Source organism: [Scytonema hofmanni] UTEX 2349 (assembly GCF_000582685.1).
Lineage (GTDB): Bacteria > Cyanobacteriota > Cyanobacteriia > Cyanobacteriales > Nostocaceae > Hassallia > Hassallia hofmanni.
The window spans coordinates 702,374-719,576 of the sequence record NZ_KK073768.1 but is presented as its reverse complement, the minus strand read 5'-3'; the positions used below and the strand labels follow the sequence as shown (position 1 = coordinate 719,576).

Annotated in this window: 22 protein-coding genes; 17 read left to right on the top strand and 5 right to left on the bottom strand. The window is 42.4% G+C overall.

All coding sequences use genetic code 11. From position 1 onward, the window contains the following. The first annotated feature begins 60 nt into the window (after window positions 1-60). On the top strand, window positions 61-1,047 hold the full coding sequence (locus TOL9009_RS45330) for a hypothetical protein (protein ID WP_038296244.1): 987 nt from the start codon (window positions 61-63) through the stop codon (window positions 1,045-1,047). Between the two features lie 75 nt (window positions 1,048-1,122). Here TOL9009_RS45330 and TOL9009_RS45325 read toward each other — a convergent pair whose 3' ends face one another. Then, window positions 1,123-1,407: a hypothetical protein gene (locus TOL9009_RS45325; RefSeq protein WP_144238178.1), complete on the bottom strand. Its 285-nt coding sequence runs from the start codon at window positions 1,405-1,407 to the stop codon at window positions 1,123-1,125. A gap of 102 nt (window positions 1,408-1,509) precedes the next feature. Here TOL9009_RS45325 and TOL9009_RS0108205 point away from each other — a divergent pair, with 102 nt between their 5' ends. The 7 genes from TOL9009_RS0108205 to TOL9009_RS0108180 all read left to right on the top strand — a co-directional run bounded on the left by TOL9009_RS0108205 (window position 1,510) and on the right by TOL9009_RS0108180 (window position 4,378). After that, window positions 1,510-1,836, top strand: coding sequence for a hypothetical protein (locus tag TOL9009_RS0108205; protein ID WP_029632377.1), 327 nt, complete (start codon window positions 1,510-1,512; stop codon window positions 1,834-1,836). A 127-nt stretch (window positions 1,837-1,963) separates the two neighbouring features. Then, entirely contained in the window at window positions 1,964-2,242 is a 279-nt protein-coding gene (locus TOL9009_RS0108200; RefSeq protein WP_029632376.1) for a hypothetical protein, read from the top strand. After that, on the top strand, window positions 2,239-2,688 hold the full coding sequence (locus TOL9009_RS0108195; protein ID WP_029632375.1) for a type II toxin-antitoxin system VapC family toxin: 450 nt from the start codon (window positions 2,239-2,241) through the stop codon (window positions 2,686-2,688). The genes TOL9009_RS0108200 and TOL9009_RS0108195 overlap by 4 nt, the downstream gene beginning before the upstream one ends. Before the next feature lie 133 nt (window positions 2,689-2,821). Further along, window positions 2,822-3,385 carry an EF-hand domain-containing protein gene (locus TOL9009_RS0108190; RefSeq protein ID WP_029632374.1) on the top strand — a complete coding sequence of 188 codons (564 nt, stop codon included), beginning with the start codon at window positions 2,822-2,824 and terminating at the stop codon, window positions 3,383-3,385. A gap of 237 nt (window positions 3,386-3,622) precedes the next feature. After that, window positions 3,623-3,745: a hypothetical protein gene (locus TOL9009_RS49110; RefSeq protein WP_260675863.1), complete on the top strand. Its 123-nt coding sequence runs from the start codon at window positions 3,623-3,625 to the stop codon at window positions 3,743-3,745. Window positions 3,746-3,777: 32 nt separating this feature from the next. Next, on the top strand, window positions 3,778-4,050 hold the full coding sequence (locus tag TOL9009_RS0108185) for a hypothetical protein (RefSeq protein WP_029632373.1): 273 nt from the start codon (window positions 3,778-3,780) through the stop codon (window positions 4,048-4,050). Next, the gene (locus TOL9009_RS0108180; RefSeq protein ID WP_029632372.1) at window positions 4,037-4,378 is read left to right on the top strand and encodes a type II toxin-antitoxin system PemK/MazF family toxin; all 342 of its coding nucleotides are present in this window, start codon (window positions 4,037-4,039) and stop codon (window positions 4,376-4,378) included. Before TOL9009_RS0108185 ends, TOL9009_RS0108180 begins: the two co-directional genes overlap by 14 nt. A 238-nt stretch (window positions 4,379-4,616) precedes the next feature. Here the strand turns inward: TOL9009_RS0108180 and TOL9009_RS0108175 are convergent, their stop codons facing one another. Continuing rightward, window positions 4,617-4,892: a nucleoporin gene (locus TOL9009_RS0108175; RefSeq protein WP_029632371.1), complete on the bottom strand. Its 276-nt coding sequence runs from the start codon at window positions 4,890-4,892 to the stop codon at window positions 4,617-4,619. A 116-nt stretch (window positions 4,893-5,008) separates the two neighbouring features. On the opposite strand from TOL9009_RS0108175, the gene TOL9009_RS42100 reads away from it, so the two are divergent. Beyond that, window positions 5,009-8,890, top strand: coding sequence for a zinc-ribbon domain-containing protein (locus tag TOL9009_RS42100; protein ID WP_051502838.1), 3,882 nt, complete (start codon window positions 5,009-5,011; stop codon window positions 8,888-8,890). A gap of 102 nt (window positions 8,891-8,992) precedes the next feature. On the opposite strand, the gene TOL9009_RS0108165 is transcribed toward TOL9009_RS42100, so the two are convergent. The 3 genes from TOL9009_RS0108165 to TOL9009_RS0108155 all read right to left on the bottom strand — a co-directional run bounded on the left by TOL9009_RS0108165 (window position 8,993) and on the right by TOL9009_RS0108155 (window position 11,976). Beyond that, window positions 8,993-10,399: an NAD(P)(+) transhydrogenase (Re/Si-specific) subunit beta gene (locus TOL9009_RS0108165; RefSeq protein WP_029632370.1), complete on the bottom strand. Its 1,407-nt coding sequence runs from the start codon at window positions 10,397-10,399 to the stop codon at window positions 8,993-8,995. After that, window positions 10,396-10,689, bottom strand: coding sequence for an NAD(P) transhydrogenase subunit alpha (locus TOL9009_RS0108160; protein WP_029632369.1), 294 nt, complete (start codon window positions 10,687-10,689; stop codon window positions 10,396-10,398). Before TOL9009_RS0108160 ends, TOL9009_RS0108165 begins: the two co-directional genes overlap by 4 nt. A 117-nt stretch (window positions 10,690-10,806) precedes the next feature. Continuing rightward, window positions 10,807-11,976, bottom strand: a complete 1,170-nt coding sequence (locus TOL9009_RS0108155) for a Re/Si-specific NAD(P)(+) transhydrogenase subunit alpha (protein ID WP_029632368.1) — start codon at window positions 11,974-11,976, stop codon at window positions 10,807-10,809. A 753-nt stretch (window positions 11,977-12,729) separates the two neighbouring features. Between TOL9009_RS0108155 and TOL9009_RS0108150 the strand changes: the two genes are divergently transcribed. The 8 genes from TOL9009_RS0108150 (at window position 12,730) to TOL9009_RS0108125 (ending at window position 17,039) form a co-directional block, all read left to right on the top strand. Next, window positions 12,730-13,242 carry a DUF2808 domain-containing protein gene (locus TOL9009_RS0108150; protein ID WP_029632367.1) on the top strand — a complete coding sequence of 171 codons (513 nt, stop codon included), beginning with the start codon at window positions 12,730-12,732 and terminating at the stop codon, window positions 13,240-13,242. 163 nt (window positions 13,243-13,405) lie between these two features. Beyond that, the gene (gene rpmH / locus TOL9009_RS43210; protein WP_072022115.1) at window positions 13,406-13,540 is read left to right on the top strand and encodes a 50S ribosomal protein L34; all 135 of its coding nucleotides are present in this window, start codon (window positions 13,406-13,408) and stop codon (window positions 13,538-13,540) included. Window positions 13,541-13,567: 27 nt separating this feature from the next. Beyond that, window positions 13,568-13,987 carry a ribonuclease P protein component gene (rnpA, locus tag TOL9009_RS0108145; protein WP_029632366.1) on the top strand — a complete coding sequence of 140 codons (420 nt, stop codon included), beginning with the start codon at window positions 13,568-13,570 and terminating at the stop codon, window positions 13,985-13,987. After that, window positions 13,977-14,369, top strand: a complete 393-nt coding sequence (locus TOL9009_RS0108140) for a PH domain-containing protein (protein ID WP_029632365.1) — start codon at window positions 13,977-13,979, stop codon at window positions 14,367-14,369. The genes rnpA and TOL9009_RS0108140 overlap by 11 nt, the downstream gene beginning before the upstream one ends. Beyond that, on the top strand, window positions 14,356-14,559 hold the full coding sequence (locus TOL9009_RS45315) for a hypothetical protein (protein ID WP_144238177.1): 204 nt from the start codon (window positions 14,356-14,358) through the stop codon (window positions 14,557-14,559). Before TOL9009_RS0108140 ends, TOL9009_RS45315 begins: the two co-directional genes overlap by 14 nt. 54 nt (window positions 14,560-14,613) lie before the next feature. After that, entirely contained in the window at window positions 14,614-15,816 is a 1,203-nt protein-coding gene (gene yidC, locus TOL9009_RS0108135) for a membrane protein insertase YidC (RefSeq protein WP_029632364.1), read from the top strand. Further along, window positions 15,816-16,331, top strand: coding sequence for a Jag family protein (locus TOL9009_RS0108130; protein ID WP_029632363.1), 516 nt, complete (start codon window positions 15,816-15,818; stop codon window positions 16,329-16,331). The genes yidC and TOL9009_RS0108130 overlap by 1 nt, the downstream gene beginning before the upstream one ends. A 201-nt stretch (window positions 16,332-16,532) precedes the next feature. Next, entirely contained in the window at window positions 16,533-17,039 is a 507-nt protein-coding gene (locus TOL9009_RS0108125) for a YceD family protein (RefSeq protein WP_029632362.1), read from the top strand. The last annotated feature ends 164 nt before the right edge of the window (window positions 17,040-17,203 follow it).

Genomic DNA, 17,203 nt, shown 5'->3' with positions numbered 1-17,203 from the left:
TATTCAATGTTAAAACCGAATTAATTGAAATTAATACAGAACTAAAAAAATAGGTAAATAATGGATTTTATTCAACAAGCGAAAAATTTAGGAGAAACAGTTAAAGAAAAGGTTCAAGAAACCACGGGGCAAATCAGAACTGCTATTGATGAAACTAATCAAGTAACTGCTCAATTTATAGTTTCAAGCAATGCTGCAATTGAAAGTAGCATTAAAGTCAGCCAGGAAGCGACTGAGTTGATAAACAAAACTGTACTTGGAATCAGCACGGTAGGAATTGCGATCGCAAACGACTTAAAAAATTTACCCACAACCGCAATAGAACTGGCACAAGAAATGCCAAAGATTGCAACGAGGTTGCGTTACCGAGCAGGTGTTCGACTAGGTGATGTACCGCGTACTGACTCTGATGTAATGAAGCTATTTGCAAAAATTCCGCTCACCTCAAAACTTGGTCGAGATCCACAAACTACAATCCGGCAATTTTTAGCAGATAAGCATGGGAGCCATATTATCCCACGGGCTGGTGGCGGTGTTAATGGGGCAGATAATATTGTATGGGAAATTGGAGTCGATAACATTCGGCGTGGCGCAAATACAATGACAGGTGGCGAACAAATTTATATTCGTATTTATAATGCTGTAGATTCAATTTTGGCTAACTCTGCGACAATTGCCCGTATGGGATTGACAACAACTGGGGTTGCGATATTGACGCAAGTCACCATTACTGCACTTTCATATTCCCTTGATCTCTATCGAGGAGACATTACTATCGAGGAGTACAAAAAATTGATTGTTGATACTGCAACTCAGGCTGGAATTACAACACCGATTGTCTTTTTAGTTTTAATTGCAGTTATGGGATTATTTCCGGAATTTATGGTAGTTTTATCCGCTCCGATTGTGGTTGCAGGATTTAATGCCCTATTTGGTATTAGCATTGCTGCACCAATTATTCAGTCAATTTTAAGGCATGTCAAAGCTGGTGGTTTTGGCTCTGAGGTCGCTGAAAGTTATAGCGAAATACAGCAGATTGCGCTCTAATAAGTAACTACGCAAGCCCTAATTACAGTCATTCCGGATAAGGCGATTACCGATATAAGTTAAGTTGATTGATTGTTAGTATAGCTTAACGTAGCCATAACCTACGGAGTCACTTGGTGAACTCACAATCGAGATTTTGCAGGCGATCGCTTTTTTAACGAACCGCACCAGAGGCAGAGGACACAGAGGAAGAAGAGAGCGATGCCTACGACGGCGGGCTTTCCTGCGGAACGCTACGCGAACGCCTACGCACGGTGGATATTTAGAGGTGCGATCGCTTAATTGATAGATAATACTGACCTCGAACAGGAGCCGATTCTTAAACCATTGGATACCATGTAAGCGTCGGGACTTTATCAAGAAACTAAAATAGCCATTCACGCTAAAATATAATATAAGTACCAATATTAAAACCAATTAATATCTACTTGTGTTATTAAATTATCTACTTGGAAGGTATTTATGAACAATAATCAACCTAGCACAGCACAATCAGCAACTACACCCCGCGCTGATTTATTATTAGAAATTGAACAAACCCCAGAAGAATATATCCCAGAATTACTGCAATTTGTACGTCTATTTCGTCAAACTATGACGATGATACAGACATCATTAAATCAGTGGCAAAATGCTATCAATGAAATTAATCATAGTGATACCGTTAAACAACAACAAAGGAAAACAAACATTAAAAAATTATTCGATTCATGGAATGAGTTAGATGAACAACAAGAAGAACAACAAACCTTAAAAATTATTGAATCGATGAAAGGCATTTCTATTTAAAATAGGATGAGTAAGGTTATTATCTTAGATTCTGCACCTGTGGGATTAATTACTAATCCAAAAGCAACGCTTCTAGCTAAAAGATAATCAAGTATTCAGTTTTCATGGCTACTTTAGGAGACAACAAATGACCATACAGCTACAATTGAAACCAGAAATAGAGGCTCGTCTCATTGCTGAAGCTACTGCACAAGGTTTATCGGTAGAAGCTTATCTTGCATCTTTGATTGAAAACAGTTTAACCAGCCGTGAAGAAATTTTTTGTAATCAAGTATCAACTCAGGAAGAATGGGAAGGTATATTAACAGATTTAATAAATAGTCCTGCTTTTTCTTTAGCACCAGCACTTTCAGACGCAGCGATTAGTCGAGAGAGTATTTACACCAGAGAAGATGAAATATTATGAACTATTTGGTAGATACTAATATTTTGCTGCGTTTGGTGCAGAAGAATAGCCCAATGCACTCTGATACTCAAAGAGCGATCTTGATGCTCAAGAGGCAAGGTGAATTATTATATATAATTCCACAGAATATCATCGAGTTTTGGGCTGTTGCGACAAGACCAATTAATAGTAATGGTTTAGGTTTATCCACGGTTCAAGCAGTACAAGAAACTGAGAAACTCAAGAAGATATTTATACTACAATCTGATACACCTACAATTTTTGCTGAGTGGGAATCTCTAATTGTTAAATACCAAGTCATGGGAAAACAGGTACATGATGCACGTTTAGTTGCGGCGATGATAACGCACCAGATTACACATCTACTTACATTTAACATTGATGACTTTAAACGTTTTTCTGCGATTATAGTTGTTGATCCGCGCAGTGTTACACCACAGTCTTAATTATATCGCCAGAGCGATCGCTTTTATTGTCTCACGCACTCGTAGCAGAGACGCAAAGGAAGAAAAGAAGAGAGCGATCGCACCGTACTTGTGATTGTGCTTATCGACTACGTACTGATGTGGTAATGTAGGTATGTTTGGTAAGCAAAAGGAAAAAGCATTGTTAAGCGAATATCATAGAAAAAAGTTACTGCATCACTTTTACTGTCTGGATGCCGATAATTCGGGCTTCATTGGGAAAGAAGATGCTGAGATTTTTGCTGAGAGGTTCGCCAACATCCGTAGCGCAGAGCTTGGTTCAGAGATTCACAAAGATTTGTTGTTTAAGTGGCTTAATGTTTGGGAGAATTTTTGGTCTAAAGCGGATTTGGATGGAGATGGTAAAGTAAGTCCGGAAGAATTTTGTCAGGGTATAGAAAAAGCGGTTTCAAATCCAGATTACAACGACCCTTTAATAGAGACTTTGTTTGACATTATTGATTTAGACAGTGATGGTCATATATCACAAGAAGAGCATCGTCTCTTCTTTAGTGTGTTTGACCTAGATGCTGAAAAATCAGCTTTTGTCTTCTCCAAGCTTGATATCGATAACGACGGCATCCTCTCTAAAAAAGAGTTTGTTTCTGCTAAGAGAGAATTTCTAACTGAAAAGGAAGCCGGTGCTGTAGGCAACTGCTTTTGGGGTTTTGTCGAGTAATGCACGCCATGATTTAGGGGGATTCCCTTTATTTTTGCGTGCATTGGGGTGGAATTGCGATCGCCCAATCTAGCAGCGATCGCATTTCAATAAAAAGCAAGCGATCGCTTTGAGGAGATTTTCAGGCGATCGCTTTTTTAACGAACCGCACCAGAGGATATTCGTCAATCTTTACTTTACGCAGCTTGGTTAACTCAAGAACGGGTTTATCCCTTCAAAACGGCTTAATTAAGTAAAATGAAATTTTTAGCTGATATGGGAATTTCTCTGGTGATCGCTTTTTTCGTGAAAGTGCAATGTTTGCGATCGCGAAGCGACTCCAAAGGAGTATCGCACACAATAAACACAATATTTGATTAGCATTAATAGTATAAGCGGGTCTATGAATAAACATGGAAACCAAAGAAATTCTCCAAGCACTCCCAAGTTTGAGTATAAGCGATCGCCTGAAAATAGCTGAATCAGCCCTGCAACTAGTTCTTAAAGAACAACACTCACTCACCAAAGATGAGCAAAAACGCCTATTAGCACTAGCCGCAATCACAGCCATTTCAGACTATAGACCTGGTGGTGAATTAAACATATTTTCTGATTTAGAGGGAGAAGACTTTTACGACTATCCAGATGAAGACCTCCACAACTCAGAAATTTATGTACAGAGGTGAAGTCTGGTTAGTTAACTTAGATCCAACAGTAGGGACAGAAATTAGCAAAAAACGTCCTTGCATCATAGTTAATGATGATGCTATTGGGATTTTGCCTTTGAAGGTTATTGTCCCACTCACAGATTGGAAAGAAAGATATGCAGTCAGACCTTGGATGGTGCGATTGGAACCAAGTACAGAAAACGGTTTAGCCAAAATTTCTGGTGTAGATACTTTTCAAATTCGCTCAGTGTCAGAAATAAGATTAATAAAAAAGCTAGGTCAACTTTCTGACTCAGAAATGCAACTTGTTTCTCAAGCATTAGCTGTAGTCTTAAATCTTTGTTAACAAATACCAAGAGCGATCGCATTTCAATAAAAAGCTAGCGATCGCTTTGAGGAGATTTTTCAGGCGATCGCCCTTCTGCTTGCCTTATCTAGAAGCCTTATATCTGTTAGTTTTGAGATTGCTTAAGTGTTCTGTCAGAGGCTATGTGGGCGATAATAGCACTAAGCTGGTAGTAGTTTAACTGAAAATGTGCGATCGCGCGGCTAGAGAAAATTATTATTGGTCTAACTATATGCTGCTAGTATTGCCTACGCCGGACATCATCCTCAATTTTGCGTAGTTTCATTTCCTCTTCTTTTGCCAACTCTTTACTACTTTGTATATCTAGTTTTAATTGTTCTTGAGGATTTGTTTTTAGGGTTCCAAACAGTGAAGGACAAATAGCGCTTTGTGACTGCTGCGAATTCATTTTTGTGGTTCCAAACAGTGAAGGACGAATAGCGTTTCGTGATTGTTGCTGTGGATTCAGTTGTAGGGTTCCAAACAGTGAAGGACGAATAGCGTTTCTAGTCATTTAAAAACCTCAAGTTTTCTATTTATCTTATATCAGAAATTTACTATTGGTGAAATCTCATATTAGAGGCTATAAAAAAACTATCCAGACAAAGTTAACCAAGATGGGTATATCCGATGAAAGACCCGTTATCAACTACTCATCCCGAACTAGTCGCACAGTGGCATCCAACTAAGAACGATGAACTCATGCCAGATGATGTGGTAGCAGGCTCTAATAAGAAAGTGTGGTGGAAATGTCTTAATGGTTACGATCACGAATGGCAAGCAGCAATTGTTAGCAGAGCTAGTTTAAGGACAGGATGCCCTTATTGTGCTAATCAAAAGGTATCAGTTACTAATTCTTTAGCGAGTCTTTACCCTAAAATTGCTAAGGAATGGCATCCTACCAAGAATGGAAACCTCATCCCAGAACAGGTAGTAACAGGCTCAAATAAAAAAGCTTGGTGGAAATGTCTTAATGGTTCTGACCACGAATGGCAAGCAGTAATTGCCACTAGGGTTAGATTGGGCGTTGGATGTCCCTTTTGTGCCGGACAGAAAACATCAGCCACAAACTCTCTAGCAAATCTTTACCCTGAAATTGCTGCACAGTGGCATCCAATAAAAAACGGGGCACTCTCTCCCGATCAAGTGGTAGCAGGTTCAGGAAAAAAAGCTTGGTGGAAATGTCCCAAAGGTTCAGATCATGAATGGGAAGGAAGAATTGCTCACAGAATTCATGGGGTTGGATGTCCTTTTTGTCGAGGTCTTAAATCGTCCATTACCAATTCTCTTGCCATTTGTTACCCGGAAATTGCTGCACAGTGGCATCCAACAAAAAATGGGTCGCTTACTCCCCATCAAGTAGTAGCAGGTTCTAACAAAAAAGCATGGTGGAAATGCCCCAATAGTTCCGATCACGAATGGAAAGCAGTGATTTTCAGCAGAGTTAGAGGAAATGGATGTCCCTCTTGTGCGGGTAAAAAATTATCCACTACCAATTCTCTTGCTATTTGTTACCCAGAAATTGCGGCACAGTGGCATCCAACAAAAAATGGGTCGTTTACTCCCCACCAAGTAGTAGCAGGCTCGAATAAAAAAGTTTGGTGGAAATGTCTCAAGAGTTCCGATCACGAATGGCAAACTTCTATTGCACATAGAACCGACGGAACAAAATGCCCTTTTTGTGATGGGCAGAAGCTCTCGAATACTAACTCTCTAGCTAGTCGCTACCCGGAAATAGCTAAGGAATGGCATCTAGAAAAGAACGGTTCACTTTTGCCAGATCAAGTGATAGCAGGCAGTGCAAAAAGAGTGTGGTGGCGTTGTAGCATTAACTCATCCCATGAGTGGTATGCTTTGATTTCAAATAGAACTCAGCATGGGAGAGGATGTCCTTTCTGCAACTCAGGATGGACAGTGCAAGCCATCCGTGGGTTCGTTTCCTCATTAATTAATCATTTTGAAACTTTTACACCAGCAGAATTATACCTACTCTTTCAGCAAAGTGGGCTACTTCAGACTCAAGGTAAGAGTAAGGGCTTTGTTAAAGCACTTACCACAGGACGCTTCCCAAAAGAAGAACTGGAAAAATTCGTAGATGGTGAACCATCAGTAGTTGATAACTTCCTACAAGATAAACAATTAACTCTCGAAACACTCGAAAGTAACAGTAATAACAATATTCCTGATAGAGACACAACCTCCAGCGACGAGATAGACGCTACTGTTGAAGCATCAGAAGAACAAGAAGACCTCAAGCTTCCCCTTGTCCAAACACGGGAAGTCCTAGCATCCTTAAATCATCACGTCATATCTTCCGCCGATGGGGAAGCTGTCGAATTTCTGATTGCTTCTGCAAAAGCCAAAATTTGGAAGCACACCTTTATCGATGAAATCGCAGCCATCGCGCAGGCAAAAGCATACACGGGTGACAGCTACGCCGAAAAAGTAAAATCAGAATTCCTTGACGAATATCATCGCGCTAAAAATCTCCCGATTCCTTCAGGCTACAACTTTCATGCACCACCCAACTTGATGCAGCGACTTGCAGCAGTTCAGTTACAAGATAAAAAACGAGTTGGTAATTGGTCAGGTACGGGTGCTGGTAAAACACTTTCCGCAATCCTCGCCAGTCGCGTAATTAACGCTTATCTGACCGTTATCTGTTGTCCTAACAGCGTTGTCGATGGTTGGGAAAAAGCGATTATCAATATTTTCCCTGATAGCAAAGTAGCCAAAAAGACTTTTACACCAGATTGGATAAAACCTAACTCCCCTGTTCTTTCCGCCAATAGAGACTTTGAAGGAAAGGTTAATCGCTACCTGATCCTAAATTACGAAATGTTCCAGCAGCCCGACTCGGCAAATAGAGTGCGATCGCTTTTACAAAATGAACAAATTGATTTTATTGTCATTGATGAAATCCACTACACCAAGCAGCGTCAAGTGGATGATATGTCACAGCGCAAGCAGCTAATACAGGCACTCATTACAACTGCAAACGAAGATAACCCAGATTTACACATTATCGGGATGTCCGCCACACCAGTTATTAACAACCTACAGGAAGGCAAGAGTCTTGTAGAACTGGTTACAGGAGTTGCCCATGATGAACTCGATATCCGCCCAACTCTTCCCAACTGCATGAGACTTCATCAGCGACTCGTCACGCTGGGAATACGCTGGAAGCCTCAGTATAAAATGGGTTATGAGCAAATAGAAATACCTGTAGACTGTGGAGAATTCTTAGATAATATTCGCGCCCTTGGTGGTAATGGTAGCCCATTAGCACTGGAGAAAATTCTTACCCTTGCTCGATTACCTGTTATTTGTCAGCACATCCAACCAAAAACCCTGATTTACACACATTATGTAGAGGGAATAGACCGATTACTTAGAGATACCTTAGAAGCTGAGGGTTGGAAGGTTGGTTTTTACACAGGTGAAGACAAATCAGGTTTAGAGGGTTTTTTGCATGGTAAAATTGATGTGCTGATTGGTTCTAGCGCCATTGGTACTGGTGTAGATGGTCTACAGCAAGTTTGTAACCGACTCATTATTAATGTTCTTCCTTGGACTCATGCCGAATTTGAACAACTCCAAGGTCGCATTTACCGCCAAGGACAACGCCAAGATGAGGTTACAATTATTATCCCACTTACCTATGCAATGGTGAATAATGAGCGTTGGTCTTGGTGCGACTCAAAAATGCAGCGGTTGAAATTCAAGAAATCCATTGCTGATGCTGCGGTTGATGGTGTAGTTCCAGAAGGACATTTGCGATCGCCTGCTCAAACCTATCAAGATGTTATGGCATGGCTCGAACGCATGGAAACTGGTCAAGTAGAAGTTATCACCCGTCCGAGAATTATCATACCTTTACCAGATAACCCAGTCGCGGTACAGCAACGACAAAAGCGTTATGGTGACTTTTCCACCATGAATCACCACTGGAACCAAAGCCGTAGCGAAACTACTCACCAACGCCTCAAAGAAAATCCAGAGGAATGGATGCAGTATCATACTCTTTATCGTGAAGCACGTAAAGACTGGGCAGTTATTCCCTATGAAGAAATGATTCGTTGGTGTCAGAAGCGCAGTGGTTACACCATTGGCGACTTTGGTTGTGGTGAAGCAAAACTAGCTGAAGCTATTTGCGATAGACACACAGTTTACAGCTTTGACCATATTGCTATCAATCAAAACGTTATCATCTGCGACATAGCTCATGTTCCCCTTGATGATAAAACGCTAGATGTGGCTATTTTCTCACTGTCGCTAATGGGTTCTAATTTTACCGACTACCTTCAAGAAGCACATCGCACCCTCAAACTTGATGGTACATTGCATATTATCGAGGCGACTTCACGCTTTACCGATATAGACAAATTCCGAAATGATTTGCAAGCTTCGGGATTTGAAGTAATGGAACCCAAGCAAATTTGGAAGTTCACGCACATCCGCGCCATCAAATCTGACTTGAAACCACAGATGCAAGTTGAACTACGGTTATAAAATATTCACTCACTTAAAAAAGCTTGCCTCAGGAGCATAACACCCCCAAGGCAAACTCTCTTTATCTCTTTACTTCGCGCCCTTCGCGCCTTGGCGGTTCGTTTAAAGTTGCTTCACTTCAGAAACCAACTTTGCCACCATATCCTTCGCGCTACCAAAGAGCATCGTCGTCTTATCCTTGTAGAACAACTCATTATCTACACCGGCAAAACCCGTACTCATCCCGCGCTTAATTACAATCGTCTGCTTTGCCCGATCCACTTCCAAAATCGGCATACCATAAATCGGGCTATTTACATCACTCCGCGCTGCCGGATTTACTACATCATTTGCCCCAATTACCAAAGCCACATCAGCTTGCTCAAACTGGGGATTAATATCTTCCATATCGTAAAGCTGAGTATAAGGCACATTCGCCTCAGCTAACAACACATTCATATGTCCCGGCATTCTTCCTGCAACCGGGTGAATGGCATACTTAACATCAACACCCATCCGTTCTAGCTGATCTGACAATTCCCGGACGCTATGCTGTGCTTGCGCTACCGCCATCCCGTAACCAGGTACAATTACCACAGAACGAGCATAACCCAACATCATCGCTCCTTCTTCGGGATCGATACTGCGAACAGTTTGGTCGATCGCACTACCACCACCAGCAGCACCACCAGATGCAGACGCTGAACCAAAAGCACTAAATAGCACACTAAATAAAGAGCGGTTCATTGCCTTACACATAATCTCCGTAAGGATTAAACCAGATGCTCCCACCAAAGCACCAGCGATGATTAACATATTGTTCATCACCACAAAACCAGCAGCAGCCGCAGCAATCCCCGATAACGAGTTTAACAGCGAAATTACCACAGGCATATCACCGCCACCGATGGGGATGACAAACATCACACCCAACACTAGAGAAACGGCAACCACCCCTAGAAATACAGGTAGGCTGTGGGGGGATACAATTAAATAGGCACTGCCTGCTATATAAGCACCGAGAAGCAACAGGTTAAACGGTTGCTGCAACGGAAATGTAATGGGAGAACCGCTAATTAAACCTTGCAATTTGGCAAATGCGAGAAAACTACCGGTGAAAGTCACACCACCAATCAACACATCCAACAACATCGAGATGTTGACATCCAGGGGTATTGCTTCACCATGATCGAGCAAACGCCAAAATTCCGCAACAGCAACCAGGGCAGAAGCTGCACCACCCAAACCGTTGAGTAAACCCACCATTTGGGGCATTTCCGTCATTTGGACTTTGTAAGCAACGATCGCCCCAATTACCGATCCGATCGCCAAACCTAACAAAATCATCTCATAATTCAACACCTTCTGATCCAGCATTGTCGCCACAATTGCCAGCAACATACCCACCGCTGCAACCAGATTACCATTCCGCGCTGTGGCAGGTGAACCCAGCTTTTTCAAACCGAGAATAAATAAAGATGCAGCGACTAAATACGTTAGCTGAATCCCGGTTGGTATAAAATCGCTCACGCCTTAATCTCCTTTTTCTTGAACATTTGCAACATGCGATCGGTGACGAGGAAACCACCCACCACGTTAACCATCGCTAATACCACAGCAATCAAACCGAGAATTACCGAAAGATTTGTCTCTCTCGCACCACTAGCAACAATTGCCCCAAGTACCGCAATTCCCGAAATGGCATTTGAGCCTGACATTAAGGGTGTGTGTAGCGTTGGTGGTATTTTGTTGATAATTTCAAACCCAGTAAATGATGCGAGAACAAATACAAATAAAGCTGCAATTAATGCTTCTGTCATGTGTTGAAAACTCCTGTTTGAAGCGAACCGCAGATGCACGCACCCTCGACGCAGATAATAACCAAATACCTGCATATTATCCGCGTTTATCCGCGTTTATCTGCGGTTAATAATTTCCTAATTAACTGCTGGTTGAGTACTGAAACTTTGTAGCGCATCTCGCACTCGTGAGTTACGAATTTCCCCAGCGTGGGTAATACAAGCAGCATCAACAATATCGTCAGCAAAGTTCACCTGTAATGCTTTGTCCTTAATCAGCAATTGCATCAAAGATGTGACATTCTTGGCGTACAATTGGCTGGCGTGGATTGGCATTGATGATGGTAAATTAATCGGACCGATGATAGTAACGCCATTCCAAACAATATCTTTACCAGGTTCGGTACAAGCGCAGTTTCCACCTTGTTCGGCAGCGATATCGACAATTACTGAACCTGGTTTCATTTGCGCTACCATTTCTTCAGTTACCAGTAGCGGTGCTTTTCTCCCTGGAACTTGAGCGGTAGTAATGACAATATCGGCATTTTTAACGTGTTCCGCGACAACTTCTTGGGTACGCTGTTTGCTAGCTTCAGAAATTTCTTTAGCGTAACCACCAGCGGCAACGGTTTCTTCTTCGAGTTTGACTTCGACGAATTTCGCTCCCAAGCTTTGCACTTCTTCTTTCACAGCGGGACGAATATCAAACGCTTCCACAACAGATCCCAAACGTCGGGCAGTGGCGATCGCTTGCAATCCGGCTACACCTGCCCCCATAATAAATACTTTCGCGGGTGCGATCGTGCCTGCGGCTGTTGTCAGCATCGGGAAGTATTTTGGTAAAGCCGCTGCACCAATCAATACCGCTTTATAACCCGCGATTGATGCCTGGGAGGACAAAGCATCCATGCTTTGCGCTCTGGTGGTACGGGGGATCATCTCCATACTCAGAGCCGTTACTTGGCGATTTGCCAGTTGCTGCGCTACTACAGGATTTCCCAAGGGATTAAGGAAACTAATTAATACAGCTCCCTCATGAAGTAAATCAACTTCTGAACGTCCATCTTCTCGTTCTTGGGGGGGACTGACTTTGAGCAAAATATCTGCTTCGCTCCATAATGTGTCAGTATCCGCGATTATTTTTGCTCCTGCTGCTTCATAAGCACTATCAGCGAAAAATGCTCGCTCACCGGCACCCGCTTCTACCCAAACTTCCAAACCTTGTTTTACCAATCGGGCTACAGTGTCAGGAATTAATGCTACACGACGTTCACAAACTTCTATTTCTTTAGCAACCGCTATTTTCATGAAATCTCCTTGAAAGAAATACCTATTGTCTGCAAGATGTGCAAACTTTTTCCACTTTCGGGATTTAGCGCAGGAGATAACAAGTCTGCCCAGGCTATTATTGTCAAGCATAGGAAGGAGCCTTTGCAGTTGCTGCTTGCAGATGTCATCATTTCAGGCAATTGCATTCATCGCTACATACTGCACATCCTATGTTGAACCCCAAATTTTGCATCTTTGTCTTCAACTTCTTTTAGGCATTGAAAATTTTTTGTATTTTTTCTTTACATTACGAAAGATTCATTATATTCTCTTAACTTGCTTATTCCCCTGACAAATCTGAACCCTTCCAGTAAAGTTTAACAATCATGAATTTAGCGCAATTCAACGGGCGATCGCTCTCTCTTACAATCAACTTTTATCACAAATCTCTTGATTTTAGACACACTTCTACATATTTAGAAACATAATCAACTTTCCAGAGCGTATTTTCCATACAATTCCAACTAAACTCGTAATAACTCTGTTTGAGCAAGCAATCAGAGCGAAAATCAGGCAATGACAATCACCGAGATAACCTGTAAAAGCCTTTATATATTAAGTAAAGCAGCCGACTGTGATATTTTTATTTTCGGGCAGTTGAAGTTTCCTGTTCCGGCACTTTTCCTTGCTAATTAACGTCCATTGTCACAAAGTCAGTAGTAAAGTTTAATTAAGAACAATAACGCCCAGTTATTTAGAGAAAAGACTTATATCTGTCAGAGGAGCCTAACAATGCGACGTTTACTTTCGGCTTTAGCCGTGACTGGCTGTTTGGTGACTGGGCTGCCAGCCGTCACCTTAGCACAGAGCTTACCTGGATTTACACTCTTTAGCGGGGTTGAAGGCAAAAACCAGCTGCCTTTCCGGTTAGATTTTGGTGGTCAAACAAATGGATGGGATCGCTATAATTTGAGAATTCCCGCCAAAAAAATGAAATTGGCAGTGGCTCAATTCGTCGTTAACTATCCAAACTATTACAAAGGGACTTTTGACGCCAAAAAGATTAACATACTCGTCAATAACAAAAAAGTTGCCGTATCTGAGGTGAAGTGGGATAAAGAAGGACGGGTAATTGAAATCTTCCCAGAAGAACCAGTTCCCGCAGGTACTAACGTTGTCTTGGAATTCTCTAATGTCCAAAACCCAGCCTTCGGCGGCACATTTTACTTTAATTGTCAAGTACTTTCCCCAGGCGATGTACCATTACTACGTTACGTAGGAACCTGGATTATCAGCGTTAATTAGGGGACTGGATAATGGATGGTGGATAGTGGTTAGTGGATGGTGGATAACTAACTCTTAACCGTCAATCAACCAACGACTATCAACCAACAACCAACAATCCCCTTTAATGTGATAAAATACCAGATTGTGACTTTTTATAGAAATCGCCTAACAGGAGAACAGTATGCAGAGAACTTTGGGTGGCACTTGCCGTAAGAGAAAAAGAACTTCTGGATTTCGTGCCAGGATGCGGACACCGGATGGAAGAAACGTGATTACCGCAAGAAGAAGAAAGGGGCGTCATCGTCTCAGCGTTTAGGAAATTTATTGGCGATCGCATTTTACTGTGGCTTTACCTAAAGCAAATCGGCTAAAATCACGCAAAGATTTCCAGGCAGTCTTCCGAGAAGGAACTCGTCGTCATGGTTCTTATTTAACATTGAGAGCCTTACGACCGTCATCTTCAAGAGTGCCTTCTTTGGATGCTGCCGTGACAACTACACAACCGACTGCAAAAAGTGCAAATCCTGTCAGCACGCGCATTGGCATTTCGATTAGCACCAAAGTCAGCAAACGGGCAGTAGTTCGCAATCGGCTCAAAAGGCAGATAGCAGCAGCTTTGCAGAAATTATTGCCCAAATTATTACCAGGATTCAGGCTAGTGATAATTGTGAAACCAACAGCCGCACAAGAGTGCGTAAAAGAACAATTTCTGCAAGAATTAGAGCAGTTGTTGGCACAAGCTGAGGTATTAAATGGGTATTAAAGAAGATGTTTATTATGAAGGTGGTCCCCATATCGGGGATTTAATTATAAGCTTGTTAATTGGGCTAACAGTTGTGGGTTTACCATTGACAGTTGGGGCAATTGTCAGAGCGTTGTGGGTACGCTACCGCATCACCGATCGCCGAGTGACTGTAACTGGAGGTTGGAGAGGACGCGATCGCACCGACGTAATTTACTCAGAAATTGTCAAAGTAGTCAAGGTTCCCCGTGGCATTGGCATCTGGGGAGACATGGTGCTAACTCTCAGAAACGGTAGTCGTCTAGAAATGCGAGCAGTTCCCAAATTTCGAGAAACCTACGACTACATTTTAGAAAGAATTGCTGCCAAAAATCCTAATTTTACTGGCAGTGTTAACAATTAACGGGGATTGGGGACAAGGGGACAAGGGGACAAGGGGACAAGGGGACAAGGGGACAAGGGGACAAGGAGACAAGGAGAATAATCCTTCTTTCCCCCCGTCTCCCCCTCTCCCCATCTCCCCATCCCCCCTCCCCCCTTGTGCGGCTATCCGTAGTGGAATATCGTCGCTCACAAATGATGATGAGCGATAAAAGCGATAAATTAGATTCAGTCAATTTACAGTAACTCAGGTTGAATTCACAATAATGGATTTTGGTATCGGCTTTCTCTCGAACAACGTGATGCTGCCAATCATAGACTTGTTCTATGGAATTGTGCCTAGTTATGGATTGGCGATCGTTGCTTTGACATTGATAGTCCGCTTTGCGCTCTATCCCCTGAGTGCTGGTTCAATTCGCAACATGCGGAAAATGCGGATTGTACAACCACTGATGCAAAAGCGGATGGCGGAAGTTAAAGAGCGTTTTAAGGACGATCCGCAAAAGCAGCAAGAAGAAATGATGAGCGTCCAAAAAGAATTTGGCAATCCACTAGCAGGATGTTTTCCATTGCTAGTGCAAATGCCAGTTTTATTGGCGTTATTTGCGACTTTGAGGGGTTCACCTTTTGCAGGTACGAACTATAACGTTAACTTGCAAATCCTTCCTGCCGATCAAGTAGAAATAATTCAACCTCAAGCCTTTGCCACTCCTCCCCAAAATATCTACGTAGCCGATGGCGAACACGTCAAAGTAACCGCAATACTGCCAGCTGGTAACAAATTAGCGGTGGGAGAACACACCAAGATACAATATCAAACTCTTGAGGGCAAGCCATTTGAGGCACTTACAGCAGAACACCCGGAAATTAAGTTAGTTCCGGAATGGAAAATAACTAAAGGTGAAGATAGGATAAAAATTGATGCTGAAGGCAACGTAGAAGCTTTACAGCCGGGAGATGTTACTATTCAAGCAACGATTCCTGGACTAGCGGCAAATAAAGGATTTCTATTTATTGATGCCTTAGGCAGAGTTGGCGCAACCGATCCAGATGGCACAGTCCACTGGGATATCGTCGCCATGATTGTATTCTTTGGAATCAGCCTTTATGTTAGCCAAATGCTTTCTGGGCAAAATTCCAGTGGTGGCAACCCGCAGCAAGACACGGTAAATAAAATCACTCCAGTTATATTTTCTGGGATGTTTTTATTCTTTCCTCTACCAGCTGGGGTGCTGATGTATATGGTGATTGGTAATATTTTCCAGACATTGCAAACCTATATACTTTCCCGCGAACCGCTACCAGAAGAACTACAAAAAATTGTAGAATCTGAGAAAAAACAGGAAGAAATCGCCGGACAAAAGGCGCTGCCCTTTGAGCCAAAAAGTTCTAAGAAAAAGGCTACACAGGAAGAAGTCACTGGACAAAAGGCTGATCCAAAAAGTTCTAAGAAAAAGGCTACAGGTTGATGATTGCAGAACCGATGCAACGTGGTCAGCAGTGGTTAAAAACACTGCTGCACATAACTGGTGTAAATGCTGGGATTACGAGTGGAATAGAAACTACTCAAGGTCAGGATGGGGAGTTTCAAGAACTTGATAACTATTGGTTGACGATTGATGAAAGCAATTTAACAGCAGAACAAATTCGGATCTTAATTGGCACTGATGGCTCAGTACTAGATGCGATTCAGTATTTGGCTAACTCCGTCCTCAACTTGAACCAATCAGAGGATCAGCAAGCCTCGTACACAATCGAGTTAAACGGCTACCGCGTCAAAAGACAAGCGGAAATTCGCGCATTGGCTTCTTCAGCCGCAGAAGAAGCGCGTGCTACTGGTAGAGAAGTGGAAATTAAATCCCTAAGTTCTGCTGAACGGCGTCAAATTCACACCTTTTTTCAGGATTTTACTGATTTGGAAACCTACAGCCGAGGCAAAGAGCCACATCGTTTACTTGTGGTCCGTCCTGCTCGTTTGGAATAATTTTATTTCCAAATCTAGGCTGTGGCTGAAACTGATGATTGATTTTTGATTGGACGCGATGTTTTTCGCGTCTTTAATAATAAATTTCGGAAAACTGTATTTAGTAGCGATCGCTCATATAGTAAAAGCTAAACTATATAATGTAAAATCAGCACAAATGCTGATGATGATAACTTTTCGTTCTTGATGTCTTAGAATCCTATGGACGCAATTTACATTCCGCAGCTAACTAAAGCCCCGGAGCGGACAGAGGAGATTCAGGTTGAAGAATTTCTGCCCGGTTTAGAAACGTTGACACCAGTTCGCGGTAACATCCGCGTACAGCATCACGGAAATTACCTGCAAGTGTCCGGTGAAGCAGAAGCAATTATTACCTGTACCTGTAGCCGCTGCTTGCAAAATTATAATCAACGTCTGCTGCTTGATACAAAAGAAATTATTTGGTTAGATGAAGCCGCTAACGAAACAGAAAACTTGCCTCTAGAGCGGGAAGTTGTTATGGAAGATTTGTTAGAAAGTTTATCACCAGAGGGATATTTTCATCCTAGTGAATGGCTGTACGAGCAAATGTGTTTAGCAATCCCTCAGCGTCAGTTGTGCGATCGCAAATGTCCGGGTATTACTCCAACTACTGTTAATGACTCCGAAAAACTAGTAGATCGGCGCTGGGCTGGGTTGGAAGCTTTGAAGAAAGAACTTCCGGGATAGCCCGCAGGCTGGAAGCCTGGGGCTAAACGAACGAAGCCCTCCTACGCGGGCTAGTTTATCAGCTTGTAGGGTGCGTTAACGCAGTGTAATATCATGTCCGCTTGATTACTTACTAAACCTTAAGAACCCCACCCCGCCAAAGCTACGCTTTGTCTCCCCTCCCC